This window comes from Rhodococcus sp. IEGM 1302, from assembly GCF_030056935.1.
Lineage (GTDB): Bacteria > Actinomycetota > Actinomycetes > Mycobacteriales > Mycobacteriaceae > Rhodococcus_F > Rhodococcus_F qingshengii.
Window position 1 is genome coordinate 41,437 of the sequence record NZ_JASHKY010000006.1, and the last position, 25,063, is coordinate 66,499.

Annotated in this window: 26 protein-coding genes; 13 read left to right on the forward strand and 13 right to left on the reverse strand. The window is 62.7% G+C overall.

Annotated features, from left to right (window positions below):
* Window positions 1–90: 90 nt before the first annotated feature.
* Entirely contained in the window at window positions 91–1,191 is a 1,101-nt protein-coding gene (locus QM609_RS12380; RefSeq protein ID WP_042924245.1) for a CaiB/BaiF CoA transferase family protein, read from the forward strand.
* Between the two features lie 60 nt (window positions 1,192–1,251).
* Here QM609_RS12380 and QM609_RS12385 read toward each other — a convergent pair whose 3' ends face one another.
* Together QM609_RS12385 and yczR are read right to left on the reverse strand one after the other, a co-directional pair.
* A complete protein-coding gene (locus QM609_RS12385) occupies window positions 1,252–2,355 on the reverse strand; it encodes a class I SAM-dependent methyltransferase (RefSeq protein ID WP_003944389.1) in 1,104 nt (367 codons plus the stop codon).
* A 47-nt stretch (window positions 2,356–2,402) separates the two neighbouring features.
* The gene (gene yczR / locus QM609_RS12390; RefSeq protein ID WP_019749471.1) at window positions 2,403–3,878 is read right to left on the reverse strand and encodes a MocR-like transcription factor YczR; all 1,476 of its coding nucleotides are present in this window, start codon (window positions 3,876–3,878) and stop codon (window positions 2,403–2,405) included.
* A 61-nt stretch (window positions 3,879–3,939) separates the two neighbouring features.
* Here yczR and QM609_RS12395 point away from each other — a divergent pair, with 61 nt between their 5' ends.
* Window positions 3,940–4,170 (forward strand): hypothetical protein, encoded by a 231-nt coding sequence (locus QM609_RS12395; protein ID WP_283337285.1) that lies wholly within the window; start codon window positions 3,940–3,942, stop codon window positions 4,168–4,170.
* A 45-nt stretch (window positions 4,171–4,215) separates the two neighbouring features.
* Window positions 4,216–4,686 (forward strand): 5' nucleotidase, NT5C type, encoded by a 471-nt coding sequence (locus QM609_RS12400; protein WP_054186913.1) that lies wholly within the window; start codon window positions 4,216–4,218, stop codon window positions 4,684–4,686.
* 51 nt (window positions 4,687–4,737) lie between these two features.
* Here the strand turns inward: QM609_RS12400 and QM609_RS12405 are convergent, their stop codons facing one another.
* The gene (locus QM609_RS12405) at window positions 4,738–6,027 is read right to left on the reverse strand and encodes an adenylosuccinate synthase (protein WP_003944351.1); all 1,290 of its coding nucleotides are present in this window, start codon (window positions 6,025–6,027) and stop codon (window positions 4,738–4,740) included.
* 283 nt (window positions 6,028–6,310) lie between these two features.
* On the opposite strand from QM609_RS12405, the gene QM609_RS12410 reads away from it, so the two are divergent.
* The 3 genes from QM609_RS12410 (at window position 6,311) to QM609_RS12420 (ending at window position 8,311) form a co-directional block, all read left to right on the forward strand.
* Window positions 6,311–6,985: a hypothetical protein gene (locus QM609_RS12410; protein ID WP_080726714.1), complete on the forward strand. Its 675-nt coding sequence runs from the start codon at window positions 6,311–6,313 to the stop codon at window positions 6,983–6,985.
* Window positions 6,982–7,752 (forward strand): site-2 protease family protein, encoded by a 771-nt coding sequence (locus tag QM609_RS12415; protein ID WP_076948804.1) that lies wholly within the window; start codon window positions 6,982–6,984, stop codon window positions 7,750–7,752. Before QM609_RS12410 ends, QM609_RS12415 begins: the two co-directional genes overlap by 4 nt.
* 70 nt (window positions 7,753–7,822) lie before the next feature.
* The gene (locus QM609_RS12420) at window positions 7,823–8,311 is read left to right on the forward strand and encodes a GNAT family N-acetyltransferase (RefSeq protein ID WP_007726792.1); all 489 of its coding nucleotides are present in this window, start codon (window positions 7,823–7,825) and stop codon (window positions 8,309–8,311) included.
* Window positions 8,312–8,411: 100 nt separating this feature from the next.
* Here QM609_RS12420 and QM609_RS12425 read toward each other — a convergent pair whose 3' ends face one another.
* Together QM609_RS12425 and QM609_RS12430 are read right to left on the reverse strand one after the other, a co-directional pair.
* Window positions 8,412–9,650: an HNH endonuclease signature motif containing protein gene (locus tag QM609_RS12425; protein WP_283337286.1), complete on the reverse strand. Its 1,239-nt coding sequence runs from the start codon at window positions 9,648–9,650 to the stop codon at window positions 8,412–8,414.
* Between the two features lie 92 nt (window positions 9,651–9,742).
* Window positions 9,743–10,240 carry a winged helix-turn-helix transcriptional regulator gene (locus QM609_RS12430; RefSeq protein ID WP_003944415.1) on the reverse strand — a complete coding sequence of 166 codons (498 nt, stop codon included), beginning with the start codon at window positions 10,238–10,240 and terminating at the stop codon, window positions 9,743–9,745.
* Between the two features lie 58 nt (window positions 10,241–10,298).
* Here QM609_RS12430 and QM609_RS12435 point away from each other — a divergent pair, with 58 nt between their 5' ends.
* Window positions 10,299–11,714, forward strand: coding sequence for an MFS transporter (locus QM609_RS12435; protein ID WP_042452157.1), 1,416 nt, complete (start codon window positions 10,299–10,301; stop codon window positions 11,712–11,714).
* Window positions 11,711–12,880, forward strand: a complete 1,170-nt coding sequence (locus tag QM609_RS12440) for a thiolase family protein (protein WP_283337287.1) — start codon at window positions 11,711–11,713, stop codon at window positions 12,878–12,880. The genes QM609_RS12435 and QM609_RS12440 overlap by 4 nt, the downstream gene beginning before the upstream one ends.
* A 28-nt stretch (window positions 12,881–12,908) precedes the next feature.
* Here QM609_RS12440 and QM609_RS12445 read toward each other — a convergent pair whose 3' ends face one another.
* Window positions 12,909–13,565 carry a class I SAM-dependent methyltransferase gene (locus QM609_RS12445; RefSeq protein WP_042452162.1) on the reverse strand — a complete coding sequence of 219 codons (657 nt, stop codon included), beginning with the start codon at window positions 13,563–13,565 and terminating at the stop codon, window positions 12,909–12,911.
* Between the two features lie 240 nt (window positions 13,566–13,805).
* On the opposite strand from QM609_RS12445, the gene QM609_RS12450 reads away from it, so the two are divergent.
* The gene (locus QM609_RS12450; RefSeq protein ID WP_007726787.1) at window positions 13,806–14,747 is read left to right on the forward strand and encodes a DUF808 domain-containing protein; all 942 of its coding nucleotides are present in this window, start codon (window positions 13,806–13,808) and stop codon (window positions 14,745–14,747) included.
* Here QM609_RS12450 and QM609_RS12455 read toward each other — a convergent pair.
* Window positions 14,744–15,697, reverse strand: a complete 954-nt coding sequence (locus QM609_RS12455; protein WP_076948802.1) for a helix-turn-helix transcriptional regulator — start codon at window positions 15,695–15,697, stop codon at window positions 14,744–14,746. The two genes, QM609_RS12450 and QM609_RS12455, sit on opposite strands and share 4 nt — an antisense overlap.
* A gap of 64 nt (window positions 15,698–15,761) precedes the next feature.
* Between QM609_RS12455 and QM609_RS12460 the strand changes: the two genes are divergently transcribed.
* Entirely contained in the window at window positions 15,762–16,226 is a 465-nt protein-coding gene (locus tag QM609_RS12460; RefSeq protein WP_037131507.1) for a pyridoxamine 5'-phosphate oxidase family protein, read from the forward strand.
* On the opposite strand, the gene QM609_RS12465 is transcribed toward QM609_RS12460, so the two are convergent.
* From QM609_RS12465 to QM609_RS12475, 3 genes are all read right to left on the reverse strand, one after another.
* Complete coding sequence (locus QM609_RS12465) at window positions 16,216–17,145, reverse strand: cation diffusion facilitator family transporter (protein ID WP_007726784.1); 930 nt, start codon at window positions 17,143–17,145, stop codon at window positions 16,216–16,218. The two genes, QM609_RS12460 and QM609_RS12465, sit on opposite strands and share 11 nt — an antisense overlap.
* Window positions 17,146–17,236: 91 nt before the next feature.
* Window positions 17,237–18,382, reverse strand: coding sequence for an FUSC family protein (locus QM609_RS12470; protein WP_003944297.1), 1,146 nt, complete (start codon window positions 18,380–18,382; stop codon window positions 17,237–17,239).
* The gene (locus QM609_RS12475) at window positions 18,369–18,785 is read right to left on the reverse strand and encodes a DUF3151 domain-containing protein (protein WP_007726781.1); all 417 of its coding nucleotides are present in this window, start codon (window positions 18,783–18,785) and stop codon (window positions 18,369–18,371) included. The genes QM609_RS12470 and QM609_RS12475 overlap by 14 nt, the downstream gene beginning before the upstream one ends.
* 125 nt (window positions 18,786–18,910) lie before the next feature.
* On the opposite strand from QM609_RS12475, the gene QM609_RS12480 reads away from it, so the two are divergent.
* Window positions 18,911–19,765: an Rv0361 family membrane protein gene (locus QM609_RS12480; RefSeq protein WP_065352076.1), complete on the forward strand. Its 855-nt coding sequence runs from the start codon at window positions 18,911–18,913 to the stop codon at window positions 19,763–19,765.
* Between the two features lie 79 nt (window positions 19,766–19,844).
* Here QM609_RS12480 and fbaA read toward each other — a convergent pair whose 3' ends face one another.
* Entirely contained in the window at window positions 19,845–20,882 is a 1,038-nt protein-coding gene (fbaA, locus tag QM609_RS12485; RefSeq protein ID WP_007726777.1) for a class II fructose-bisphosphate aldolase, read from the reverse strand.
* A gap of 181 nt (window positions 20,883–21,063) precedes the next feature.
* Here fbaA and QM609_RS12490 point away from each other — a divergent pair, with 181 nt between their 5' ends.
* Window positions 21,064–21,801, forward strand: a complete 738-nt coding sequence (locus QM609_RS12490) for a VTT domain-containing protein (RefSeq protein ID WP_003944390.1) — start codon at window positions 21,064–21,066, stop codon at window positions 21,799–21,801.
* A gap of 29 nt (window positions 21,802–21,830) precedes the next feature.
* Complete coding sequence (locus QM609_RS12495; protein ID WP_003944306.1) at window positions 21,831–22,493, forward strand: DedA family protein; 663 nt, start codon at window positions 21,831–21,833, stop codon at window positions 22,491–22,493.
* Window positions 22,494–22,504: 11 nt separating this feature from the next.
* Here the strand turns inward: QM609_RS12495 and QM609_RS12500 are convergent, their stop codons facing one another.
* A complete protein-coding gene (locus tag QM609_RS12500; RefSeq protein ID WP_054187136.1) occupies window positions 22,505–23,632 on the reverse strand; it encodes a GTP-binding protein in 1,128 nt (375 codons plus the stop codon).
* Window positions 23,633–23,676: 44 nt separating this feature from the next.
* Entirely contained in the window at window positions 23,677–25,029 is a 1,353-nt protein-coding gene (locus QM609_RS12505; protein ID WP_283337288.1) for an LLM class flavin-dependent oxidoreductase, read from the reverse strand.
* Between the last annotated feature and the right edge of the window lie 34 nt (window positions 25,030–25,063).

Here is a 25,063-nt window from a genome sequence, read left to right on the forward strand (position 1 = left end):
GGTGGACACAGTGCCCCGGAGCACACCTGATCGATTCGACACGTTACCGTCGGGTCAGGAGTGTTGTCACCGTCTGAATTGGGAGTGCGTGTGTCTGCAGAAGCTGTGGAGAAGAAGGGCCCGCTCGCGGGCATTCGGATCGTGGAATTCGCTGGATTGGGACCGGGCCCGCACGCCGCGACACTGTTGGCGGACATGGGCGCCGACATCGTCATCGTGCAGCGCGCAGGGCAGATTCCGCAGGACTCGAACGCAACCGACCAGATCAAGCGCGGCCGCCGCATCGTCGAGGCCAACCTGAAGGACCCGGCCGACGTCGCGAAAGTGCTCGATCTCCTGGGCCGCGCCGACGTCCTCATCGAGGGTTTCCGCCCCGGCGTCATGGAACGCATGGGACTCGGACCCGACGTGGTCTCGGAGCGCAATCCGCGCCTCGTCTACGCCCGTATGACGGGCTGGGGACAGGAAGGACCGCTCGCCAACGCCGCCGGTCACGACATCAACTACATCTCACTGACCGGTGTCCTCAACGCCATCGGACGCAAGGGTGAACGTCCCGTCCCGCCGCTCAACATGGTCGGCGATTTCGGCGGCGGTTCCATGTTCCTGATCTTCGGCATTCTGTCGGCTCTCGTCGAGCGCTCGACGTCCGGTAAGGGCCAGGTCGTCGACGCGGCAATGGTCGACGGAACCCTCGCGCTCTCCCACATGATGTGGGCATTCCGCGGTCGCGGCGTCTGGTCCGACGAGCGCGGCGTCAATCTCCTCGACACCGGCGCTCCGTTCTACGACACCTACGAGACCTCCGACGGCAAGTACATGGCCGTCGGATCCATCGAACCGCAGTTCTACGCATTGCTGCTCGAGGGCCTCGAACTCGATCCCGCGACGCTCCCTCACCAGATGGACACGTCCAAGTGGGACGACATGAAGAAGCTCTTCACCGAAAAGTTCCTGTCCAAGACTCGCGACGAGTGGGCCAAGATCTTCCTCGGCACCGACGCCTGCGTCTCCCCTGTCCTGACTTTCGCCGAGGCTCCGTCCAACGAACACATCGCGGCTCGCGGTTCGCTCATCGAACTGGACGGCGTCACCCAGCATGCTCCCGCACCGCGCTTCTCGCGCACGCCCACCACGACGCCTGCTGCGCCGGCGCGTGAGGCGACGGATATCGATACGGTCTGGACCTAGGGCCTTCGGCCCCTGTGCGCCTTTTTGGTAGTTACTGCAACCAAAAAGGCGCACGGGGCGTCAGCCCAACCTGTAGAACCTGAACATCTCGTGCTCGATCGGCAGCACGTCCACCCGCTCGAAACCTGCCGCCTTGGCATAGCTTTCGAGTGTCGAGTGCCTCATCACCGTCCCGGTGGCAATGCTTCCCGGATGCGAAAGACTGTCCGGTAGGCAGCAGGTCAGCGAAAATCCGTACAGCAATTGCTCGATCGGACCCGCCTCGGGATCGAACTCATCCGCCGTTCGTTCGTCCATCACGATCACCGGAGCGCCCGGCTGGGCAATCGCCCGAGCCGTGGAAAGAAAACCCACCGGATCCGGAACGTCGTGAAGGCACTCGAAAGCGAAGACGGCGTCGTAGGTCCCGGCATCGGCTCGCCCGGCCTCAGGAGCCTGTCCGGCGACGTCGACCAACGAGAAATGCACGCGGTCGTCCACCCCCCGATCATGAGCGTTACGACGGGCAGCGTTCACCGACGCCGCGTCGACGTCGAAGCCGTGCACTTCGATCTTCGGGTATCCGAGGGCGAGCGCGATCGACGACCAGCCCTCCCCCATCCCGAGATCAGCGACCTGCCCGCCGTCCGAAAGTGTGGCGTGCAGGTCGGTGACTACCGGCAGAAACTGCTGACAGAGCTGATGGAGATACATCGGCCGATTCAGTAGCGCCTGACCCTCGCGAGCATCGGGGCCCATCGATTCCCACGTGACTCCCCCACCGTGACGATAAGCGTCGAGTAGACGTGGCATCGACGACGTCGTCGCGACGAACAGCCTCGCCAGCGGCGCCAGGAAAAGTAGGTTCTCGTCGTCGACCAGAACATCGGCGTGAGCCTGCGGCAGGCTGTACCGGCGATCGGCATCCGAATTGACGTCCACATAACCGGCGACGGCCTGCTGCTCGAGCCACTCCCGCGCATATCTTTCGACGGTCCCTGTCCGGTCCGCCAGCTCCGTCGACGTGAGCGGGCCGTGATCGCTCAGCGCGCGGTACCAGCCCAACCGGTCGCCCAGATACACGGCCTGCAGCTCCGATGCCCCGAGCGTGGCCGCGAACAATCGTTCTGCGAGCGCTTCCGCCGCACTGGTTCCCGCTGCGCCTGTACCGTCTACCGCCGTCATGCCCTACCTCCTGGTTTCACACCACTTTCAGGGTGTGTACCCAGTTCTCAGACGACGACCATTCGTTGGTCTGCCGTGTCGCGATCCGTCGCGAGAGTGTCGTACGCAGCGGCGATGGATGCAACGCCGCGAATGAGGTCCTCGGGAGAACGTGCGTACGGCACGCGGATGAATCGTTCGAACGCACCTTCTACGCCGAAACGGGGGCCGGCGGCAAGGAGTACGCCGAAGTTGGGTGCCACCGCCGCCAACGCCGTCGAGACGGGCGCGGACATTCGCATCCAGACCGACATTCCGCCGGAACCGATGGTGGGACGCCAGTCCGGCAGATGCTCGGCCACCGCACCGAGGAGTACCGCACGCTGTTCTCGCAGAACTTCGCGACGCTGTTCGAGCAACGAGCGGTCGTCGGCGAGCAAGTAAGCGGCTGCCAACTGATCCATGACGGGAGTACCGAGGTCGACCGCGGCACGCGCCCCCACCAACTGGGTGATGAGCGCGGCATCGGCGCGAATCCAACCGACACGTAGCCCGCCCCACAGCGACTTCGCGGTCGAACCGAGCGTCACCACTTCGGTTTTCGCTGCGCCTCGCCCATGTGAGGCGACCGGCGCCGGCGGTGGTGCGTCGAGCCACAGATCCACCATCGTCTCGTCGACGACCAGAGTCATTCGCGTTTCGTGCGCAATCTTCGCAAGCTCGGCGCGGCCGGAAGAGTCCATGCAGAGGCCGGTCGGGTTGTGAAAGTCGGGGATCAGGTATGCCATTCTGGCAGCGGTTTGCCTTGCTGCACTACGAATCCCGTCGAGATCCCAGGCTCCGGCGGCCGCGAACTCCGGTCGGACCGGAACCGGTACGGGCCGAGCGCCGTTTCGCCGAATCGCTTCCAGCGCATTGGGGTACGTCGGATGATCGACCAGCACTCGCTCGCCGGGTGAGGTGAGCACCGACAGCAACAATCGAAGCGCGTGCTGCGCACCCGAGGTCACCATGATCTGTTCGGCGGTGGTGGGAAGACCCCGCGCCGTGTAGCGCTGCGCGATCACGTCACGCAAGTCGGCGATCCCGACCGGTTCCATCCCGTGTGTGGGAAGGAAGTTCGGAAGTTCCTGCAGCGCAGACGCATACGCCAGTTCGACCTGAGCGGCGGGAGCTGCCATCGCCGCGTAACTGAGGTCGACGACGGGTCCACTCGGCCCGGGTTGATGGGAGCGGAACATCAACCCGTTCGGCCGCGCGCCGGCAGGTAATGCCACGGTGCTTCGCGAACCCTGCCGGCTGATCAGGTACCCCTCGTCTCGCAGCACCGAGTACGACGACGTGATCGTGGTTCGACTGAGTTCGAGTACCGCCGCAAGTTCACGCTCACTCGGCAGTGCGACTCCCAGCGGAACGCGACCGTCGTGCACGAGCAGGCGGATACCGTCGGCAAGCGCACGGTACGCGGGCCTGCGTCCGGACTCTTCCTGCCAGGATCCCAGATCGCGCGCAAGCGAACGGGCACCGAGAACTCGAGTCATCATGCAGTCCAGTATCGACAACTTGGCTATGTAACTCAATACCAGTCGAGTTGATCATATGTCCATGACTACCTACGCAACCCTGATCGGAATCGGACTCTTCGTGGCACTCGTCTACTTCTTCGCGCCCGCCGAAGGTGAAGGTACATACATTCGTTTGGAGCAGTTTCGCCTGGCAGCACCCCTCGGCGGCATCTTCCACGACAAGACTTCAGACCGCGAGAATGACGCTGTCAGACCCCCGTGCGATTGTGATCAGGGGGAAGAATTCACTGATCTCAGTCCAGTTGCGTGAAACTGGACTCTTTTCGCACTCAGAAAGTCTCCAGAGAGGGTTCCCATGCCGGCTTCCAAAAGGATTCTCTACGTCGATCTCGACAACACCTTGGTCAACTTCCAGTCGGGCATCGATCGCCTGACCGACGGCGTCCGAGAGAAGTACAAGAACGACCTCGATGAAGCGCCGCACATCTTCTCTCGCATGGATCCTCTCGACGGCGCTATCGACGCCTACCACCAACTGGCACAGCAGTTCGACACCTACATCCTCTCGACAGCGCCGTGGAAGAACGCCACAGCCTGGCACGACAAGGTTCTGTGGGTCCAAGAGCACCTCGGCATGGAGGAGGGCAGCGTCGCGTACAAACGTCTGATCCTCTCGCACCACAAGCACCTCAATCGAGGCGATTACCTCGTCGACGACCGCGGAGCAAACGGCGCAGATCGTTTCGAGGGCGAGTGGATCAAGTTCGGCAGCACCAAGTTTCCCGACTGGAAGACCGTCACCGCGCACTTGTCGAAGCTGGCTTGAAACACGAATCCCCGCTCCTGCTTGCAGGAGCGGGGATTTCGAGGAAACGAACTAGCGGACGATCTCGCGCCGGACGATCGTCTCGTCGCGGCCGGGACCGACACCGATGCAGGAGATGAATGCACCCGAAAGCTCTTCGAGCCTAAGCACGTAGTTCTGCGCATTCTGCGGCAGTTCCTCGAAGGTGCGAGCCTCCGAGATGTCTTCCCACCAGCCGGGCATCTCTTCGTAGATGGGCTTGGCGTGGTGAATATCGCTCTGTGACATCGGCATTTCGTCGTGGCGGACACCGTCCACCTCGTACGCGACACAGATCGGCACGGTGTCGAGGCTGCTCAGCACGTCCAGCTTGGTGAGGAAGTAGTCGGTGATGCCGTTGACGCGCGTCGCGTAGCGCGCGATGACAGCGTCGAACCATCCCGTACGACGAGCGCGTCCGGTGGTGACACCGACCTCGCCGCCCTGCTTCGCCAGGTATGCGCCGTGATCGTCGAACAGCTCCGTCGGGAACGGACCGGAACCGACACGCGTCGTGTACGCCTTCAGGATGCCGAGCACTGTGGTGATCTTGGTGGGACCGATTCCCGAACCGACCGCCGCACCACCCGAAGTGGGGTTGGACGAGGTCACGTACGGGTACGTGCCGTGGTCGACGTCCAGCAGAGTGCCCTGCGAACCTTCGAGCAGAACGGTCTCGCCGCGCTCGAGGGCGAGGTTGAGCTCCAGGCGCGTGTCCGAGATGCGGTGCTTGAAACCCTCGGCCTGCGTCAGTACCTCTTCGACGACCTGCTGCGGGTCGAGTGCCTTGCGGTTGTAGATCTTGACCAGCACCTGGTTCTTGAATTCGAGTGCTGCTTCGACCTTCTGGGTCAGGATCTTCTCGTCAAGGACGTCCGCGGCACGGACACCGACACGGGCGATCTTGTCCTGGTAGCACGGGCCGATACCGCGGCCGGTCGTGCCGATCTTCTTCGCTCCCAGGAAGCGTTCGGTGACCTTGTCGATGGCCACGTGGTACGGCATGATCAGGTGCGCATCAGCAGAAAGCAGCAGGCGGGACGTGTCCACGCCGCGCTCTTCCAGGCCTGCCAATTCGGTCAACAACACACCCGGGTCGACGACGACACCGTTACCGATGACGTTGTTGACGGCGGGGGTGAGGATTCCGGACGGGATGAGGTGCAGTGCGAACTTGTCACCGTTCGGCAGAACCACGGTGTGTCCGGCGTTGTTACCGCCCTGGTATCGCACGACCCACTGAAGCTGCTCGCCCAGTAGATCTGTAGCTTTGCCCTTACCTTCGTCGCCCCACTGGGCGCCGATCAGGACGATTGCCGGCATGACGTTGTCTCCTACGGTCGACGTGCAGCAGTTGTCCCGCCGCATTGGTACTGCCTGGCTTCCGCGCACATGATGCAGCGCCGAACTGTTGCAGTGACCGAAGGAGCAGTCTAGCCCAGAGCATCAGACCAGACCTGACGGTCCAGAATTTGGCCGGTGACCATCACGATTGCGAGTCGACACAGAGACTCGCACTAAGATCGTCGGCAGTGATTCGGACGGCCATTTCGGGGAAGGGTGGCGAGGTCCCACTACCCGTGAAGAAGTCTTGATCGAGCTAGGAGTGGCTTTGACCCCTGTGGTGCTCAAATGTGGCGATTCGCCGGTTCCACTCCCCCTGGGTGAACTCACGTCGTTCACCGTCCCTGAACTTCCGGAGAAGCAAGACTTCGACGAGGCCCTGTCCCAACTGCAGGTCGTGACGGAGCCTCGCTTGATCGTCGTGGGTAACGACGGCGCGTTTGCCGCGGCATTGACGCGGTTGATGCGATTGGAGCGACTCAACGTCGAACTCGCCTACGTCACCGAGAACAGGTCCGACGCAACCGACGCGTACAAACTCGCGACCGGTGCAAGAGCTGCGCGCGCGGCCTTGAAAGGCACAGTCCACACCGTGCCGCTCATTCGCGACGACGCTGGAATCGCGCTGGTAGGCGCAGCAACTGTCACGGGTCCGGCGGATGCAGACGAACTGATCGGCGAGGCCTACGTCGACGACAACAAGCTGTTCTCCGGCACAGTCCCCGGCATCCGGATAGTGCCGAGCCCCAAGCTCCCCGGGATCAAGGCATCAGTCGACCGCAAGAGCCGCTGGAGCGGGCGACGCTGGCTGGAAGGCCGAGCCATTCAACTGGGCTCGCCGGCAGCGCGACTGGTTCGCGATGGGGTGGCCAACCCACGCGATCTTAAGCGTTCGACCTTCTACCGGCACGACAAGACTTGGTTGTTGGTCAGGTGAGAACCGGAGCAGCACGGTCGGCGGTTCGGCCGAGCCCTGTCTTCCTCGGCGTAGTTGCGATCACTGTCATCGCCGGAATCGTCGCTTGGAACTCGACGTGGGGTTCCATCGCGGGCCGCGCGGGTGTTTTTGTCCTCGTGGTTGCCGGCTGGGTGGTCACGCTCTGCTTGCACGAATTCGCGCATGCCTATCTGGCGTGGCGTCATGGAGACACCGACGTCGAGGCTCGTGGCTACCTGACGCTCAACCCGCTCAAGTACAGCCATCCGATGCTCTCGATCGGTCTGCCGGTGCTGTTCATCGCATTGGGCGGCATCGGGCTTCCCGGCGGCGCCGTGTACCTGCGCACCGGGATGTTCCCGCCCAAGGTGCAGGCCCGAATATCGCTGGCCGGTCCGTTCACGAATGCCGCCGCCGCCGTGATCCTCCTCGTCGTCATACGTACGTACGGCTCATCGGCCGAGCATCTGACGTTCTGGGCCGGCCTCAGTTTCCTGGCTTTCTTGCAGGTCATGGCAACAGTTTTGAACCTGCTCCCAGTCCCGGGTCTGGACGGTTACAACGCGCTGGAGCCCTACCTCACACCCAATACACGGCACCAACTCGACCAGTTCAAGCCGTACGGACTGCTCCTGCTGGTTGCGCTCCTTTTCGTCCCACAGATCAATGTCGTCTTCTTCGACGCGATCTACTGGATCTTCGAATTGAGCGGTGTGTCCGACTACTACGCCATGCTCGGTAACGCCCTCATGCGTTTTTGGACGTGATCGAGTGCGCTGGAGGAGACTCGTGAGAGTCTGACATTTCAGACATTCATTCTTCTTCAGGGGAGCATCGATGATTGCGACGTCATTTCAGTCCGGCGGAGTGGAGTACACCCTCACGCGGGCCGAGATTCGACACGTGGAGGCACTGATCGACTTGCTCGCCGACGACCCGATCGGCAGCACCCGGGAGACGACCAACCCCGAAGCCCGAACGATCTACGAGGACGCGTTCAAGCGAATCGACGAGGATCCGGCTCAACTTCTCGTCACCGTTCTGGTCGGCGACGCGGTAATCGGCACAATGCAATTGACCTTCATTCCGGGTATGAGCCGGATGGGTGCCACGCGACTGCAGATCGAAGCTGTTCGCGTCCACGAGGACTACCGAAGTAAAGGCATCGGCAGTTCGATGATCCGATGGGCCTGCGAAGAAGGTGCCCGGCGCGGCGCGTTTCTGGCGCAGCTCACCTCGGATCAAACTCGCAAGGAAGCTCACGACTTCTACGAGCGACTCGGATTTGTGGCCTCCCATGTCGGGTTCAAGAAGTCACTGAGCTGACGCCCTGCCACAAAACTCCCAAACTCGGGGACTCCCAAACGCGAGCTCGAGCACCGGGGCATGGTTGTGCCCCGGTGCTCACGTCTTCAGTTGTCGCGATTCACGCCGCGGTGGGCGGACTGTTCCCGCCGATGGGCCGCTGGAACGGATCAATCGACATCGGTGGATAGAACACTGTTTTTCGGTCGGGGCCGATCTCGACCCGCCATTCGGTGTGGTGCAGCGTCCGGTGATGATGACCGCACAACAAGATCAGGTTGTCGAGATCTGTTGGGCCACCATCGTTCCAGTGAACGATATGGTGTGCATCGCACCACCCCGACGGTGTCCCGCATCCCGGAAACGCGCAACCACCATCACGAACCGCCAACGCCCGCCGCTGCGGAACCGTCGCCGTTCTCGCTTCCTTGCCGCAGTCGAGCGGAACACCATTCTCGTCCAGGAGGATCCGCGTCACGGTGCAGTCGCATGCCAACATCCGGGCGGTATCGATACTGATGGGGCCCACCCAATCCGCCCACGCAAACCCGAGTTCCTCCGTCGACGGCAGTAGATCCTTCAACGCTTTCAGGTCGGTCACGTCTTTCGCACTGGCGGTAACGGTGATGTGCGGTTTCACCCCGCCCTCGACCGGACCCAACCCCGCCCGCTCGTACCGCCGCAACAATTCGCAAAACCCGTCCGCACGCCGTAATGCAGGCGTGCGTGTGTCCTTCACGCCGTCCTTCTCCGGTGTCGGAGCAGACAGGCTCAACAGCAACGTGATCAACCGGGCCCCGTTCACCGCATCCAAATCACCCTTCACCGACACGCGCCCGTACAAGCCTTTCGAGGCGTAGAACTCGTTACGCTCCGAATCCTCACCCACCGGAACGCCGTCCTCACGCCTGCCGTACTGCTTCTCGATCCGCCGAATCGCCGCCCGCACCGCATCACAATCCGCAATATTCTTCGACGCCAACCCCAACAGAATCCCGCGAGCCTTGTCCACATCCGCCGGCGTCATGTTCTTCGGCGGATGCTGACAAAACGACGCCACCTGCCGCGCCTTCAACGCATCCACGTCACCACGGTGAAACGCATCGCCCACAACAGGTTCGAGCATCAACAACCGCGCCAACCCGACCAGCAGACTGCACTCACCGATCTCCAGATTCGTCGAACCATGCAACCACTGCGCGATCGCCCGAAAACCCTTCCCGCCGAGAACCTCACGGGAAAACATCTCCACGATCAGCAACACCATCCGCGACTGCAACTCGTGTCGGGCGCGCACCAGATCCAGAACCTCACCCTTGAGGTCCTCGCCATCCAGCTGCCACGCTTCCCGACTGTCCATACTCAAAGTTTAATCGAACATACTTTCTATAACCAGAGACAAACCGGACAACTTCAAGAAGACCTACACTCGAGAGCTGTTGAGATGCATCGCTATTCGCGCAACCGCCGACGCGATTCGTTGACAGAGACTCGCAACTCCCCCAAAGGCACTTCACGACCCGACTCACTGCGCACCTCGACGCGAACGCGCTCACCAGTAGCGTCGTCGGCCACCTCCAACGGTCCACCTTTTCCGCCGTGCAGATACTTGTCGCCCCACTGCATCAGCGCGAGAACCGCCGGCAGCAGGTCACGGCCCTTCTCGGTGAGCACATACTCGTGCCGCGTCCGCTTTCCAGGCTCCTTGTACGGCACACGCTCGAACAGTCCCGCCTCAGTGAGTTCTTTCAGCCTCGCCGACGCAACCGCCTCAGTGATGCCGACTCGCGACGCGAAGTCGTCGAAACGCGTTGTGCCGTAATAGGCCTCTCGCAGAATGAGCATCGCGGATCGAGTGCCGACCACTTCCATGGCCCGCCCGATCGAACAGTGCGTGGCCCGCCAGGCGTCGCGATCTTCGAGCACTCCGGTCAGTCGTACAGCGTCCATGCAATTCACCATACCCCCTGGCTTGCCATAACCATAGCCAGAGTCTAGATTGCTGACTATGGAACTTCATAGCCAGCCGGTGCGGACCGGACCCCTGCTCGCGATACTGTCGGGGGCGCCGTTTGTCGCCAGCCTCGATCTTTTTGTGGTCAACGTGGCCTTCGGCGACATCGCCAAGAGCTACCCAGGTCACTCGCTGGGCGAGTTCAGTTGGATCCTCAACAGCTACGCGATCGTCTACGCCGCACTGTTGATACCCCTCGGACGCTGGGCGGACAGGATCGGGCACAAGCGCGCCTTCATCGCCGGCCTCGCACTGTTCACCCTCGCCAGCGCCGCCTGTGCCTTCAGCCCGTCCTTGTGGGCACTGGTGGCCTTCCGTATCGTCCAGGCAGTCGGCGCCGCTGCGCTCACCCCGGCCAGCCTCGGGCTTCTGATCAATGCGCTTCCCGCCGCGAAACGTCAATCCGGCGTTCGCATCTGGGCAGCCGCCGGCGCTGCAGCAGCTGCATTCGGCCCTGTCGTGGGCGGCATCCTCGTAGAGGCCTCGTGGCGCTGGGTCTTCCTGATCAATGTTCCAGTGGGCATCGTGTTGCTCTACTTCGCAGTCCGACTCGTACCGGATACAACACACAAGGACCCCGATGCCGGTATCGACTTCGTCGGCGCTGCCCTCCTCACCGTCGGAATCGGCTCTCTCGCCCTGGCACTCGTCCAGGGTCCGGACTGGGGATGGACCGACAATCGCGTTCTGATCGCCTTCGCCGTGGCCGCCGTGACACTACTCTCGTTCTGGTGGAGCAACTCTCGTCACCGGACTCCGTTGATTGCTCCGGATCTTCTGAAGATCCGCTCGTTTGCCTGGTCCAACGTCACCGCCATCCTGTTCAGCGCAGCATTCGCCGCGGGTCTTCTCTCGAACATCCTGTGGCTCCAGGAAGCCTGGGGATACTCGGCTCTGCGAACCGGTTTCGCCGTCTCACCGGGTCCACTTCTCGTTCCGCTGTTCGCCATCGCCGGCGGATCGCTGACGCGCAGGTACTCGGCGGGACGCGTCGCCGCACTCGGCAGCCTTCTGTGGGCAGTCGGAACCGTACTCGTTCTCGTCTCGGTTGATACGACGCCCAACTACGCGACCGGACTCCTACCAGGCTGGATCATCGCCGGGATCGGTGTCGGTCTTGCCCTGCCGACCATTCTGTCGCAGGCCACGGCGGATCTGGCACCTGCCAGATCGGCCACCGGTAGCGCAATCGTCAGCATGAGCCGACAGATCGGAACCGTTCTCGGCGTGAGCGTTCTGATCGCGGTTCTCGGCTCTGCTGTCGACTACGACACCTTCCGCCAGGCCTGGTGGGTGATCTTTGCCGTCGCGCTTGTGTCTGCCCTGGCATCACTGGGAATGACGCCTGCGACCACACCCACCCCGGTTGTCCCTGTTGAATCCGCCATCCCTGAAAGGAATTTGTCATGAGAGACGCAGTTATCGTCGAAGCCGTTCGCACTCCGATCGGCAAGGGAAAGGCGAACGGCGCCCTGCACGGCATCAACGCCGTCGACCTCCTCGCCCACAGCCTCAAGGCGGTAGTCGAACGCACTGGAATCGATGCAGCACTGATCGACGACGTCATCGGTGGAGCGGTAAGCCAAGTCGGTGAACAGAGCCAGAATGTCACTCGCACTGCCCTTCTCGCCGCCGGCTACCCTGAGTCGGTACCGGGAACCACCGTCGACCGACAGTGTGGAAGTAGCCAACAAGCAGTTCATTTTGCCGCTCAGGGCGTCATTGCCGGTGCGTACGACATCGTTGTCGCTGCCGGAGTCGAGTCGATGAGCCGAGTCCCTATGGGCTCGAGCAACATCGGGCGCGAATCACTCGGCATGGGTTTCGAAGAGCGCTATCCGGATGGTCTGGTACCGCAGGGCATCAGCGCCGAATTGATTGCCTCCAAGTGGGGACTGAGCCGCACCCAACTCGACGAGTTCTCGGCGTCGAGTCATCGGAAAGCCGCGCTGGCAACCGAGAGTGGGTACTTCACCAAGGAACTCGCCACGCTCCCGCAGCTGTCGGTCGACGAGGCCATCCGCCCCGGCACCACGGTCGAGACCCTGGCCGGCCTACGGACCGCCTTCGAATCCGACTACTACGCACAGCGATTCCCACAGATCGACTGGTCCATCACCGCGGGCAACAGCAGCCCGCTTTCGGACGGCAGTTCGGCGGTGATGATCACGACCAGTGAGATCGCCGCGAAACTCGGCCTCACCCCGAAGGCACGATTGCACAGCTTCGCAGTTGCCGGCGACGATCCGCTCTACATGCTCACCGCGGTCATCCCGGCTACGCAGAAGGTCCTGGCCCGTGCGGGATTGACGGTCTCGGACATAGATCTGTTCGAGGTCAACGAGGCCTTTGCCCCAGTGGTCCTCTCGTGGGCAGCGGACACCGGCGTCGACCTGTCCAAGGTCAACGTCCACGGCGGCGCCATCGCGCTCGGCCACCCGCTGGGCGGCAGCGGAACGCGGATCATGACCACCCTGGTCAACGCGATGGAGCAGCGCGGCGCGCGCTACGGACTCCAGACCATGTGTGAGGCAGGTGGGTTGGCCAACGCGACCATCCTGGAGCGCCTGGGCTGAGCAATCCCCGATGGACGGCATTCCGACATCAGTGACCGAGTGCCGTCCATTCGGGATCCGGCTTGCGCGCAACGACCCGAAACACGATTCCGCCCCGGCCGCTGCGCTGCACCTCGTCGATCAGGAAACCGGCGTTTTCGAGGTATTCAACCGGTTCACGGGTGAGATGATCGGCACCGAACCGAACAAAAAGCGGTTCGACGACCTTCATCAACGTACGAGCAACAACGTTCTTGCTCGGTCCGTGCTCGGCGAGGACGAATCGACCACCGGGTACCAGGACTCGAAATGCTTCGTTCGCAACTCGGTCCGGATCGGGGATCGTGCAAAAGGCGTAGGTCGAGACCAACGTGTCCACGCACTCGTCGGGAACATCGAGTGCTTGCACGTCTCCGAGTCGTAGGTCGACTTCGGTCTTCACTCCTTCGGAGACCTTGAGCCTGGCCTGATCGAGCATCGCAGTCGAGATGTCCACGCCGATGACGTAATCGACGTCGTCTCCGTAGAGAGGCAGGTTCAGTCCGGTACCCACGGCGATCTCGACCACGCGGCCATGCGCCTGGTCCACGGCCCATTTCCGGGCGTCACCGAGCACAAAGCGTTCGAAGCGCCCGATCTGTCGGTCGTAGTGCGCCGCCATTGCGTCGAAAGTCTTGGCGACCTGTGCAGTGTCTGGTTCACGCATAGTGCCCCGTTTCGATCGATCTTCTGTGCAGTCTTACACGCGAGCACCGGGTCGGGAAGACCTTTCGTGACGAAGGGCAACCGACCTCGCGAGGTCGTCCCTGACGGATGCCCCCGGTATCGTTCCAGGTGACCTGACCTCACCTACGACGATCATGGATAGAGACCTCGTGCGATCAAGTAACTGCGTCACCGGTTCGGTCCGGCCACCTTTTTCCACTGATTCCACTGGAGGTCTGTGATGGCCGGCGGACTCTTCGCCCTGCTCGACGACGTCGCAGCCCTGGCTCGCATGGCTGCCGCCTCGATCGACGACGTTGCCGCCGCAACCGGTAAGGCGACCGCCAAAGCGGCCGGCGTGGTGATCGACGACGCAGCCGTCACGCCGCAGTACGTCCGTGGGCTCGCAGCCGAACGCGAGTTGCCCATCATCAAGCGCATCGCCATCGGATCGCTGCGCAACAAGCTGCTGATCATCCTTCCGATCGCTCTGCTGCTGAGTCAGTTCCTCCCCTGGCTGCTGACGCCACTGTTGATGGTCGGCGGCTGTTACCTCAGCTACGAAGCGGTTCACAAGATCTGGGGTGCAATCTTCGGCCACGGTGACCACCACGAGGCCGCTGACGAGCATCCTCGCGACGAAGAAGCAGTGGTTTCGGGCGCCGTCCGCACCGACCTGATCCTGTCCGCCGAGATCATGGTGATCGCACTCAACACCATCGCAGGCGAAGGCTTCTGGAGCCGATTGGTGATCCTTGCCGTCGTGGCGGTCGTCATCACCGTGGTCGTCTACGGCGTCGTCGGACTGATCGTGAAGATGGACGACATCGGATTGAAGATCGCCGAGACGTCGTCTGGCTTCACCCACAAGGTCGGCCGAGGCCTCGTTCGCGGCATGCCTCACGTGATGTCAGTGCTCTCGGTCGTGGGTACCGCCGCGATGCTGTGGGTCGGTGGCCACATCCTGTTGGTCGGCATCGACGAACTGGGCTTCCACCCGCTCTACGACGCCGTTCATCACGGCGAAGAAGCAGTCAGTGACATCGCCGGAGTCGGTGGCGTGCTGGCGTGGATCGTCAACACACTTGCCTCGGCAGCACTGGGCCTGGTGGTTGGCGCCGTTATCGTCGCCGCTCAACTGGGTATCACCCGCATGCTCGCAAAGCGTTCTGCGACGGCTTAGCTGTCGTGCCCGTGGCGGAGCACCATCTGCTCCGCCACGGTGCGTATCCCTTCACGCAAAGACGAGGGTTCGAGCACCTCGACGTCGGCTCCCAGCCCGATCAGCTGCGAGAGCGCGACAGCTTCGCTCTCGAGTTTCAGCTCGGCACTGACCCATCCGTCGTAGTCCTCTGGCCCCACTTCGACTGCAGCGGCAAGCTCGCCCACCACATCGGGGAGCCTGCGCCTCCCCTCGGGCGACAACCGCACCCGACACTCGAAGCGAAGCAGCGACCGGTCGAACTCGGCCATCGACGCCGCCCACCACGACGGCAGGTCGAAATCCACCGGCCGAGTGAACGAATCATCTTCTACCACGGCATTTTTGATGCGCCCGACTCGAAACGACAGCGTTCGACCGTTCATCCCCGCCACCAGATACCAAATTCCGGCTTTGATGACCAGACCCAGCGGTTCGACCGTCCGCTCGCGATCGCGATAGGCGAAGCGCAGTCGACGTGAGTCCAGCACAGCGGATGTGACGATCGGAAGCGCAGAGATGTCGTCGACGCCGCCGAACCAACCCGGAACGTCCACGAGAATGCGGTCCTGCCACAACCGTGCGCTCTCGCGCAGCGGACCGGGCAGGGAGCGGAGCAGTTTGGCCCCCGCCGAACCGACGGCGTCTGATCGTCCGAGATCTGCAGCGATGGACGGCACACCCAACAGCATGAGTGCGGACGTCTCGTCGTCCGTCATGCCGGACAGCTTGGACTGCCATCCGTCGAGCAGACGGATGCCACCACCGGGGCCGCTCTCGGTCCAGATCGGCACACCGGCAGCCGACAACGAGGCCACGTCGCGGTAGATCGTCCGCACTGACACACCGAACTCGTCGGCCAACTGCTCGGCGACGACGCCGCGACTCCCCTGCAAACGCAGCATGAGTTGGAGTAACCGCGCGGATCTCATGGACCGAACATTACCAAGAATCACTGACAGAAGTTGTCAGGAATAGGGGTGCACAATGACCGTCATGGTCACCTGGAAGCAGTTCTCCGAAGAAGTACCCGCTCTTGCCGACGCGGTCCAAGCGCGGTTCAAAGCCCACAAGCATCACGTCCTCGCAACGCTGCGCAAGGACGGCTCACCACGGGTCAGCGGCACCGAAGTCGAAATCCTCGACGGGCGCCTGGTGCTCGGTTCGATGTTCGGCGCACTCAAGGCGAAGGACCTCATCCGTGACGGGCGCTACGCCCTCCACAGCAATCCCGGCGAGCACACCATGGAGGGCGGTGACGCGAAGATCGCCGGACTCGCACGCGAGGTGACCGGCGACGAGTTCGAAGCCGTGCTCGCAAGCTACACCTACGAGGTTCCGAAGCCTCTGCACCTCTTTGTCCTCGACATCGACGAGGTGGTGCACACGACTGTCGACGACGAACACATGTATGTCGATCTCTGGAAGCCGGGCAAGGAGATCACCCGCTTCACCAAGTGACGTTCTTCTCGCAGTGCTCGCCGTTGGCACACGATTCCACCTGAACGGTGGCGTGGGAAAGACCGTGACTCTCGAGGACGGTGCGCGCGGATTCCAGAACGTTCGACGAATTCGCGTCACTGGTCAGGTGGACTGTCGCGACATCCATGCCGGTGGTGAGCGTCCAGACGTGTAGGTCGTGAACACCCATCACGCTCGGCAGCGCCGCCAGGTCGGCCTCGACCGCTTCGACGTCGACGTCGGCCGGCGACGCCTGCGTCAGAATGCGCAGCGATGCTGCGGCCAGTTTGATCGCACGCGGCACCACCCACAGCGAGATGAGAACACCGACGACGACGTCTGCCCACGTCCAGTTGAACAGCAGGACAAGGCCACCGGCGATCAGAACGCCGACGCTACCGACGGCGTCGGCAAGCACTTCGAGGTAGGCACCACGCACGGCCAGGCTGTCCTTGGAATCGCCGCGCAGCATCAGCATCACGACGATGTTCGCGGCCAGGCCGGCGGCCGCCGTGATGATCAGGGCGCCGCCCGGGATCTCGGGTTCGTTACCGATGCGGCCGATTGCCTCGTAGAAGACCCAGGCGGCGACGGCCAGCAGCATCACCGCATTGGCCATGGCGGTCAGCACTTCGGCGCGGTGCCAACCGAAGGTCCTGGCCGCGGTGGTGCTGCCCCTCTTCGCGAGCAGCAGCGCCGTCAGTCCCATGGCCATACCCACCACGTCTGTGAGCATGTGACCGGCGTCGGCAAGCAGAGCCAACGAGTTGATCAGGATGCCGACCGTGGCCTCGAGTACGAGGAACGCAACGAGGATCGCAAGCGCGATCGCCATTTTTCTGATGCGTTGCGGTGACGGTCCTACGCCGACCGAATCTGCTGCCGAGTGGCCATGTGAATGACCGTGCCCTGCTCCCATTTGTCCTGTTCCCTCCCAAGTCCTTCTCAGAGCATATGCATACATTCGCATACATACAATGAGTTGCTCAGTGAGCGGGAAACGGCAGAGGTCAGTGATCCGGCTCGTAGGCGGGATGAGGCACGGTGGGCGGCAGAGTGGCGATCGACGAGATTCGCTTCATGCCCGCGACCTGCAACAGGTCGACGACCAGCGATCGAATCTGGGCGAACACCACCGTCGAGGACAAGCCCGCATTCTCCACTATCGCCGGTTTCAGTTCCTTCGCGACCGAGCGCAGGACGCGCGCTGCTTCGGCCTGATCAGGCTGCTCCCCCGGCTCCGCCAGGATCATGTCCTCGAGAACTTCGACGGCTTTCGACAAGCGCTCGACCTGAGCCACCAGGCGCGGATCGAGGATCTCGTCGTCCCTGACCAACGTCAACGAACGACGCGCGAGCACTCGAATGTTGCGCATCGCGTTGTCGATGGGATCGGCTGTCGCCATGAGCCTTTCGAGGCGAGGCCGACTGTTCCAGTACAGCGGGGAGATTCGGCTGATCTCCCTCCCGCCGAGAAGGTTACTGCGCAACCCGTCGATGGCACCCTGAGTTGCGCGCGCCTTCTGCAGTGCCTTCACGATCGGGTCCGGGTCATTCGCGACGAGGCCGTCTGCCACCAATTGCAGTACCTCGGAAGCGGTTCCGAGGATCGATGCGGCATCCTTGCGCGCGCGTCGTACCGGGTGGGTGGGGATGATCGCGACCACCGCGATACCCACCAGGCCACCGACAAGGGCATCGATCATGCGATCGGGACCGCCGCTGCCGCCCGGCGGGATCAGCGTCGCCACCAGCACAGCCGAGTTTCCCGCCTGCATGGAGAAGATCGGCCCGCTGTTCAGTAGCACCGCGACGGACATCGCCAGCACGACAACCAAACTGATCTGCCACGGTCCGCTCCCGATACCGGAGATGATCAGATCACCGATTCCGATACCGACCGTGACTCCCGCAACCAACTCGAACGAGCGTCGTAGTCGTGCACCCAACGACAGACCGAGCGAGACCACAGCGGCAATCGGCGCGAAGAACGGCGCGTGGTGCCCGATCACCGTGGTGGCAACCCACCACGCCAATCCGGCCGCCAAGGCACATTGAATGATCGGTAGCGCCGACGTCTGAAGTCGACGCACCGATTTGCGAGCCCGGTCCTTGATGCCGGCCCGGCTCGGACGGAAACTGCTAACCGAGGCCAAGCGCTTCGGCGGCGTTGGGATCGCAGTCTTCGAGCAGATCGAGGCAACGCGCGTACTCGTCGGCTTCACCGATCGTCTTCGCGGCCTTGGCCAGGACTGCGACGCAACGCAGGAAACCACGGTTCGGTTCATGGCTGTAGGGCACGGGACCGAAACCCTTCCAACCGTTGCGACGCAGTTGGTCGAGTCCGCGGTGGTATCCGGTACGCGCGTAGGCGTAGGCCGTGATGGTTTCGCCCTTGTCCAGTGCAGCCTCGGCCAGGTAGGCCCACGCAATGGAGGCAGTGGGGTGGTCGGCCGCTACCTGGGCCGGTTCAGCGTGGTTGAGCAGTGCCGATTCCGCGTCGTCGTCGCCGGGAAGCAGAGTGGGCTTGGGTCCGAGCAGGTCACCGAATTGGGTCATGCGCTCATTGTGCCCGCTACGCCTTTCTGCCACAGGACCGCCTCGCCGACGGTCGGAGTTATGCAGGCTACATACCGGTCGTTACCCTGACATGGTCATTGCTGCATAAGACCGAAGGGTTACCCGTGCCGGACTCGAAAGACGACAACTCGAAAAAGAGCGCAGCACCGAAGGGTGCGCCCGAGAAGTCGGCCCCGACCGAACCTGCGACTGTGGCGATCCAGAAGACAGACAAGGCCTCGAAAACGGACGGCGACGCCAAAGCTGCCAGCGCACCAACCGTCGCGATCCCCAAGGCAACTCAGGCACCCACAGCAGCACCGACACCCCAGCCCAAGCCGGAGCCCGCCACCGTCGCGATTCCGAAAGCCACGCAGCCGACACCACCACCCCGGCAGGCTCCGACCCCACCACCACCGCAGCGCGCTGCGCCTCAACCGCAGCAGCGCGCCGCGCCTCAACGTGTGGGTGTCGCAGCGACCCCACCGCCGGCTCAGCCGATGCCGACTCGCATCGAGCCCGCCGCGCCGGAGAAGACCAAGCGCAGCGGCAAGGGCTGGTACATCGCGGCAGCAGCGGCCGGCGTCGCCGTCCTCGCGGCGATCGGCGTCGCCGTATTCGTCTCGTCCAACAGCGGTAGCGGTGAAAGCTCACCCGAAGCTCAGGTCCAGACCGCCATCTCGACGTACGTCGACGCTCTGCAGACCGGCGATCTGGCAACGCTGCGAACGTCGACCTGTGGGGCGTTGGGCGAGTACTACCGCACCATTCCCGACGCAGCGTTCGCGCAGGTCCACGACAATGCCGTCGCGCAGAAGACGATCCCGCAGGTCGGAGCCGTCGACGCGGTGCGCATCACCGACGACACCGCGATCGCTCAGGTCCAGGCGAGTTTGCCGAGCACGGGCGAGCAGTCGTGGCGCACGTTCGACCTCGAGCGCCAGGACGGCACGTGGAAGGTCTGCGATCCCAGCAAGTAGGTACCTGAACAGAAAATGCGCGCCGGCGAGAATTTCGCCGGCGCGCATTTTGTTCTGTGAAGCGCAGTTGTGAAACCGATCAGCCTGCCGACACCGAGCGTCCGGCCGACTTCAGGTCGTTGCACGCCTCGACGACGCGAGCCGTCATGCCGGCTTCGGCCTTCTTGAGGTAGCTGCGCGGGTCGTATGCCTTCTTGTTTCCGACCTCGCCGTCGACCTTGAGGACGCCGTCGTAGTTGGTGAAGAAGTGTCCGGCGATCGGACGGGAGAACGCGTACTGGGTGTCGGTGTCGACGTTCATCTTGACGACGCCGAAGTTCAGCGAGTCCTCGATCTCCGACTTCAACGATCCCGATCCACCGTGGAAGACGAAGTCGAAGGGCTGCGAACCGGAAGCCAGGCCGAGCTTGGCAGCGGCGACCTTCTGGCCCTCTTCGAGAACCTCGGGCTTGAGCTTGACGTTGCCCGGCTTGTAGACGCCGTGGACGTTGCCGAAGGTGGCGGCAAGGAGGTACTTGCCCTGTTCGCCGATGCCCAGAGCATCGACCGTCTTCTCGAAGTCTTCGCTCGAGGTGTAGAGCTTGTCGTTGATCTCGGCTTCGACGCCGTCTTCTTCACCGCCGACGACACCGATCTCGACCTCGAGGATGATGCGTGCAGCCTTCGAGAGGGCGAGCAGTTCCTTGGCGATGGCCAGGTTCTCGTCGATCGGGATAGCCGAGCCGTCCCACATGTGCGACTGGAACAGCGGGTTACGACCGGCGTCGACGCGCTCCTGCGAGATCGCGAGCAGCGGACGCACGTAGGTGTCCAGCTTGTCCTTCGGGCAGTGATCGGTGTGCAGCGCGATGGTGACGTCGTACTTTGCCGCGATCACGTGTGCGAACTCGGCGAGCGCAACAGCGCCGGTGACCATGTCCTTGACGCCCAAACCGGAACCGAACTCGGCGCCGCCCGTCGAGAACTGGATGATGCCGTCACTGCCGGCGTCCGCGAAGCCCTTGATGGCTGCGTTGATGGATTCGGAGCCGACACAGTTGATGGCGGGGAAGGCAAAGGAATGCTCCTTGGCCCGACCAAGCATCTCGGCATAGACCTCGGGAGTTGCGATAGGCACGGCGGGAGTCCTCCATATACGTGTCGTTCGGAGCGCTCGGCGATGTGAAAGCGCTTCGTGTGGTCCTAGCAGTATGGCAAGTCCGACTCGTCACGTCTCTTTGCGGTCTCGGCCTGCCGCCACCGACGCGATGACCTGCGGTGGTGGGAAACACTCAGATTCGGCCGGTACTCTGGCCACCGTGAATGTGCAGGCAGCAACTGAATCCGTGACGAACCTGGCCTTGCTGCCCGGCTTCCTCGATCCCGTGAACCTCTTGAATTCCTTCGGAACGTGGGTTCTGGTGGGATTGCTTCTGGTGGTCTTCATCGAATCAGGCCTGCTGTTTCCGCTCTTGCCCGGCGATTCGCTCCTCTTCACCGCAGGGCTGATCGCGGCGTCCAAGTCCACCGAGATCGAACCGTTCGCGCCACTGTGGGTGCTCCTGGTGACGATTCCGATCGCCGCGATTCTGGGTGACCAAGTCGGGTTCTACATCGGCGCCAAGGGCGGAACTGCCCTGTTCAAGACGGACGACGCGCGGTTCTTCAAGAAGAAGTACATCGACGAGTCACACGCCTTCTTCGAAAAGCACGGCCCGATCACCATTATCCTGGCTCGGTTCGTGCCGATCGTGCGTACTTTTGCTCCGGTTGTCGCCGGCGCGTCGAAGATGAAGTACTCACTGTTCCTGACGTACAACATCGTCGGCGGCATCCTGTGGGGTGCCGGCGTGACTTTGCTCGGCTACCTCCTGGGGCAGATCGAATTCATCCGCGACAATGTCGACTACATCTTCATCTTGATCGTCCTGGTGTCGGTTCTGCCGATCGTCTTCGAAATCGGGAAGCGAATTCTGGCGTCGAGACGTGGTGAAACGGCGAATACTTCCACTACGGACAATTCGACGGTGACAGTCCCCGAAGACCCCACCCCCTGATTGCAGAACGAGGCGAAGAACTGACGACGATGACGCTCGCATCCGGCAGTTTCTCCCCGCTCGAGACTGCCGGGCCTCTGTTGGTCTGGATCATCGTCGTCACGTTCGTCTTCATCGAGTGCGCGATCATCCTCGGGTTGTTTCTCCCCGGTGATTCGCTTCTGATCACAGCCGGAATCGTTCTTGCCGGCCACGAATCCGGCGCGGGCCACGTGTGGGCGTTGTCTGTCGGTGCGATGATCGCGGCCATTGCCGGCAACCAGGTCGGGTACGTCATCGGCCACCGGACCGGCAATCACATCAAAGCCCGTAAGGGCGGCAAGTACTTCACCGAGAAGAACCTGCACCGCGTGAACATCCTGTTGGAAAAACACGGGTTCTGGGCGGTCCTGATTGCTCGCTGGGTTCCGTGGGTGCGCACCCTGTGCCCGATGGTCGCGGGCGCAGCCAAGATGAACCACACGCGCTACACCATCGCGAGCACCATCGGCGCGATCATCTGGGCGCCCGTGCTCCTGCTACTCGGTTTCTACGGTGGCTCGTTCCTCGATCGCGTGCCGTGGTTGCTGCCCGCCGTGCTGATCGTGATGATGGTCAGCTTGGTCATCGGTACTGCGCTGGGAATCTGGCAGTACCGCAAGGAGATGGCCCGACCGGCCGAAGACGTCGAGGTCGAAGAAGTCCTCGACTAGAAGCTGACTGCTCAGTGCAGGTGGCCCTGGTCCCACGCCGGCAGCGGGTCCTCGTAGCGAGTCCATGCCCGCGGCCCTTCGCGTAGTTCGTCATCGGTCAGCAGAGCCGGATCGAGGATTCGTGACGGCGCCGCCGGGTCCAGTTTCACTCCGATGAACACGATCTCCTGCCCTGGCACCTCCGCCGCCGACGCCCACAGTTGAGCCGGTTCGATGACGAGGTTGGGGCCTGCCTGCGACCAGATCGCGGCGAACTCGGGCCGACTGGCGATCCAGCAGAATCCCTTGCTCCGCAGGAGTCCGGCGAACTGACCGAGCGCGGCCTCGAGTCGCGCCGGATGAAAGGGTCGCGAGGCGCGGTATGTGACGCTGCGTATTCCGTATTCCTCGGTTTCCGGGGTGTGCCCACCGGCCAGTTCCTCGTCCCAACCGGGTACCTGCGCAGCAAGTTCCGGGTTGTAGAGACCGGTTTCGAGGACACGGTCGAGGGTGACTTTGCCGTGATCTGTTCGAATCAGTTGAGCGGTGGGGTTGAGCCTACGAAGCGTCGCCTCGACGGTTCCTGCCGCCCGCGGGCTCACCAGGTCGGTTTTGTTCAGCAAGATGACGTCGGCGAACTCCACCTGATCGACCAGGAGATCGGAGATGCTGCGTCCGTCCCCCTCCCCTGCTTCGAGGTTGCGCTCGTCCAGTCGTTCGCCTTTTGCCAGTTCGCCGAGGAAGGTCGACGCGTCCACCACGGTCACCATGGTGTCGAGCTTCGCGAGCGAGCCGAGGCTGAATCCGTCCTCGAATTCCCAGTCGAAGGTGGCCGCCACCGGCATCGGTTCGGAGATGCCGGTGGACTCGATCACCAACTGATCGAATCGCCCCTCTCGGGCCAGGGCGCCGACGGCGTCGATCAGATCCTCACGCAGCGTGCAGCAGATGCATCCGTTGGTCAGCTCGACCAACTTCTCTTCCGTGCGGTCGAGATGACCCTGGCCCGCGACGAGGGCCGCGTCGATGTTGATCTCGCTCATGTCGTTGACGATGACGGCGACCCTCCGGCCATCGCGATTGGCGAGAATGTGGTTGAGGAGTGTGGTCTTGCCTGCGCCCAGAAATCCGGACAGCACGGTTACCGGTAGCTGCTTCATTCCTTAATGGTAACCATTGTCATTATCGACAACAGCGGGCGGGCCTACTGCACTGCAGAGGCACTACCCGAGAACTGGCTCTCGGGCCTCGGCAAACCGAAATGATCACGAAGGGTCGTACCCGTGTATTCAGTCCGGAAAAGACCGCGATCCTGCAGGATCGGGACCACACGCTCGGTGAAGATCTCGAGCCCACCCGGGTAGTACGGCGGCATGACGTTGAAGCCGTCAGCAGCACCGCTGGTGAACCATTCCTCGATCGTGTCAGCTACTTGCTCGGCGGTTCCGGCAAACACCCGGTGTCCGCGCGCACCCGCCAAACGATGAAGCAGTCCCCGAACCGTCGGACGCTCACGCTCGACGATGCCGGCGATCACCTGCAATCTGCTTTGCTTGTTGTCGGTGACATCCCCTGCAGCCGCGAACAATTCGACAGGAACCGGTGCATCCAGTTCCAGATTCCGAACATCGGCCCCGGTGAGTGCACCGAGTTGCGCGAGGCCGTACTCCGGCGAGGTCAACTCGTTGAATTCTCGCTCGAGCGCCTTGGCCTGCTCCTCGGTGTCACCGATGAACGGGCTGATTCCGGGCAGGATCTTGACGTGGTCGGGGTTACGCCCGAACTGCGCAGCCCTCGACTTGATGTCGGTGTAGAACGCCTGAGCATCGGAAAGTCTCTGGTGCGCTGTGAAAATCGCCTCCGCGTACTGACCGGCAAATGCGCGACCGTCGTTGGACGCACCGGCCTGCACCAGCACCGGGTATCCCTGCGGAGTTCGCGGTGCGTTGAACGGTCCCCGAACCCGCAGATGCCGCCCGACGTAGTTGATCTCGTGAATCTTGTTTCTGTCCGCGTAGATTCCGTTCTCCCGGTCCAGACTGATCGCGTCGTCCTCCCAGCTGTCCCACAACCGCACCACCGCGTCGACGAATTCCCTTGCACGCGAATACCGGTCGCCGTGGTCCGGATGCTTGGCCAGCCCGAAGTTCGCGGCAGCCAGATCCGTACCCGTGGTGACGATGTTCCACCCAGCACGTCCGTTCGAGATGTGGTCGAGCGAGGCGAACAGCCGAGCCAGGTTGTACGGCTCGTAGTACGTGGTCGACGCCGTCGCGATCAATCCGATCCGCTCGGTTGCCACTGCAATGGCCGTCAACAAGGTGATCGGCTCCAACGTTCCTGCGGGACCGTGCTCGACGTCGCTGCGCAACGCGGGACCGTCGGCGAAGAAGATTCCGTCGAACTTCGCCGCCTCAGCAGTGCGAGCGATCTCCTGGAAATACGTGACGTCGAACAGACGTTCCGGTGTTGTCCACGGATGACGCCACGCCGCTTCGTGATGACCGGCGGGGTGGATGAACGCGTTGAGGCTCAGTTGGCGCGGAGAATCAGACATGCCTGAATGCTGGCAACTGCCGCCGCAGTCCGAC

Bases quoted from the DNA above. Each gene is read 5' to 3' on its own strand.
- QM609_RS12460 (WP_037131507.1), top strand. From the start codon at position 15,762: ATGGTCACCTGGAAGCAGTTCTCCGAAGAAGTACCCGCTCTTGCCGAC.
- QM609_RS12435 (WP_042452157.1), top strand. From the start codon at position 10,299: ATGGAACTTCATAGCCAGCCGGTGCGGACCGGACCCCTGCTCGCGATA.
- QM609_RS12395 (WP_283337285.1), top strand. From the start codon at position 3,940: ATGACTACCTACGCAACCCTGATCGGAATCGGACTCTTCGTGGCACTC.
- QM609_RS12385 (WP_003944389.1), bottom strand. From the start codon at position 2,355: ATGACGGCGGTAGACGGTACAGGCGCAGCGGGAACCAGTGCGGCGGAA.
- QM609_RS12465 (WP_007726784.1), bottom strand. From the start codon at position 17,145: ATGGGAGCAGGGCACGGTCATTCACATGGCCACTCGGCAGCAGATTCG.
- QM609_RS12400 (WP_054186913.1), top strand. From the start codon at position 4,216: ATGCCGGCTTCCAAAAGGATTCTCTACGTCGATCTCGACAACACCTTG.
- QM609_RS12440 (WP_283337287.1), top strand. From the start codon at position 11,711: ATGAGAGACGCAGTTATCGTCGAAGCCGTTCGCACTCCGATCGGCAAG.
- QM609_RS12455 (WP_076948802.1), bottom strand. From the start codon at position 15,697: ATGAGATCCGCGCGGTTACTCCAACTCATGCTGCGTTTGCAGGGGAGT.
- QM609_RS12475 (WP_007726781.1), bottom strand. From the start codon at position 18,785: ATGACCCAATTCGGTGACCTGCTCGGACCCAAGCCCACTCTGCTTCCC.
- QM609_RS12505 (WP_283337288.1), bottom strand. From the start codon at position 25,029: ATGTCTGATTCTCCGCGCCAACTGAGCCTCAACGCGTTCATCCACCCC.
- QM609_RS12430 (WP_003944415.1), bottom strand. From the start codon at position 10,240: ATGGACGCTGTACGACTGACCGGAGTGCTCGAAGATCGCGACGCCTGG.
- QM609_RS12425 (WP_283337286.1), bottom strand. From the start codon at position 9,650: ATGGACAGTCGGGAAGCGTGGCAGCTGGATGGCGAGGACCTCAAGGGT.
- QM609_RS12450 (WP_007726787.1), top strand. From the start codon at position 13,806: ATGGCCGGCGGACTCTTCGCCCTGCTCGACGACGTCGCAGCCCTGGCT.
- QM609_RS12500 (WP_054187136.1), bottom strand. From the start codon at position 23,632: ATGAAGCAGCTACCGGTAACCGTGCTGTCCGGATTTCTGGGCGCAGGC.
- QM609_RS12495 (WP_003944306.1), top strand. From the start codon at position 21,831: ATGACGCTCGCATCCGGCAGTTTCTCCCCGCTCGAGACTGCCGGGCCT.
- QM609_RS12420 (WP_007726792.1), top strand. From the start codon at position 7,823: ATGATTGCGACGTCATTTCAGTCCGGCGGAGTGGAGTACACCCTCACG.
- QM609_RS12445 (WP_042452162.1), bottom strand. From the start codon at position 13,565: ATGCGTGAACCAGACACTGCACAGGTCGCCAAGACTTTCGACGCAATG.
- yczR (WP_019749471.1), bottom strand. From the start codon at position 3,878: ATGATGACTCGAGTTCTCGGTGCCCGTTCGCTTGCGCGCGATCTGGGA.
- QM609_RS12405 (WP_003944351.1), bottom strand. From the start codon at position 6,027: ATGCCGGCAATCGTCCTGATCGGCGCCCAGTGGGGCGACGAAGGTAAG.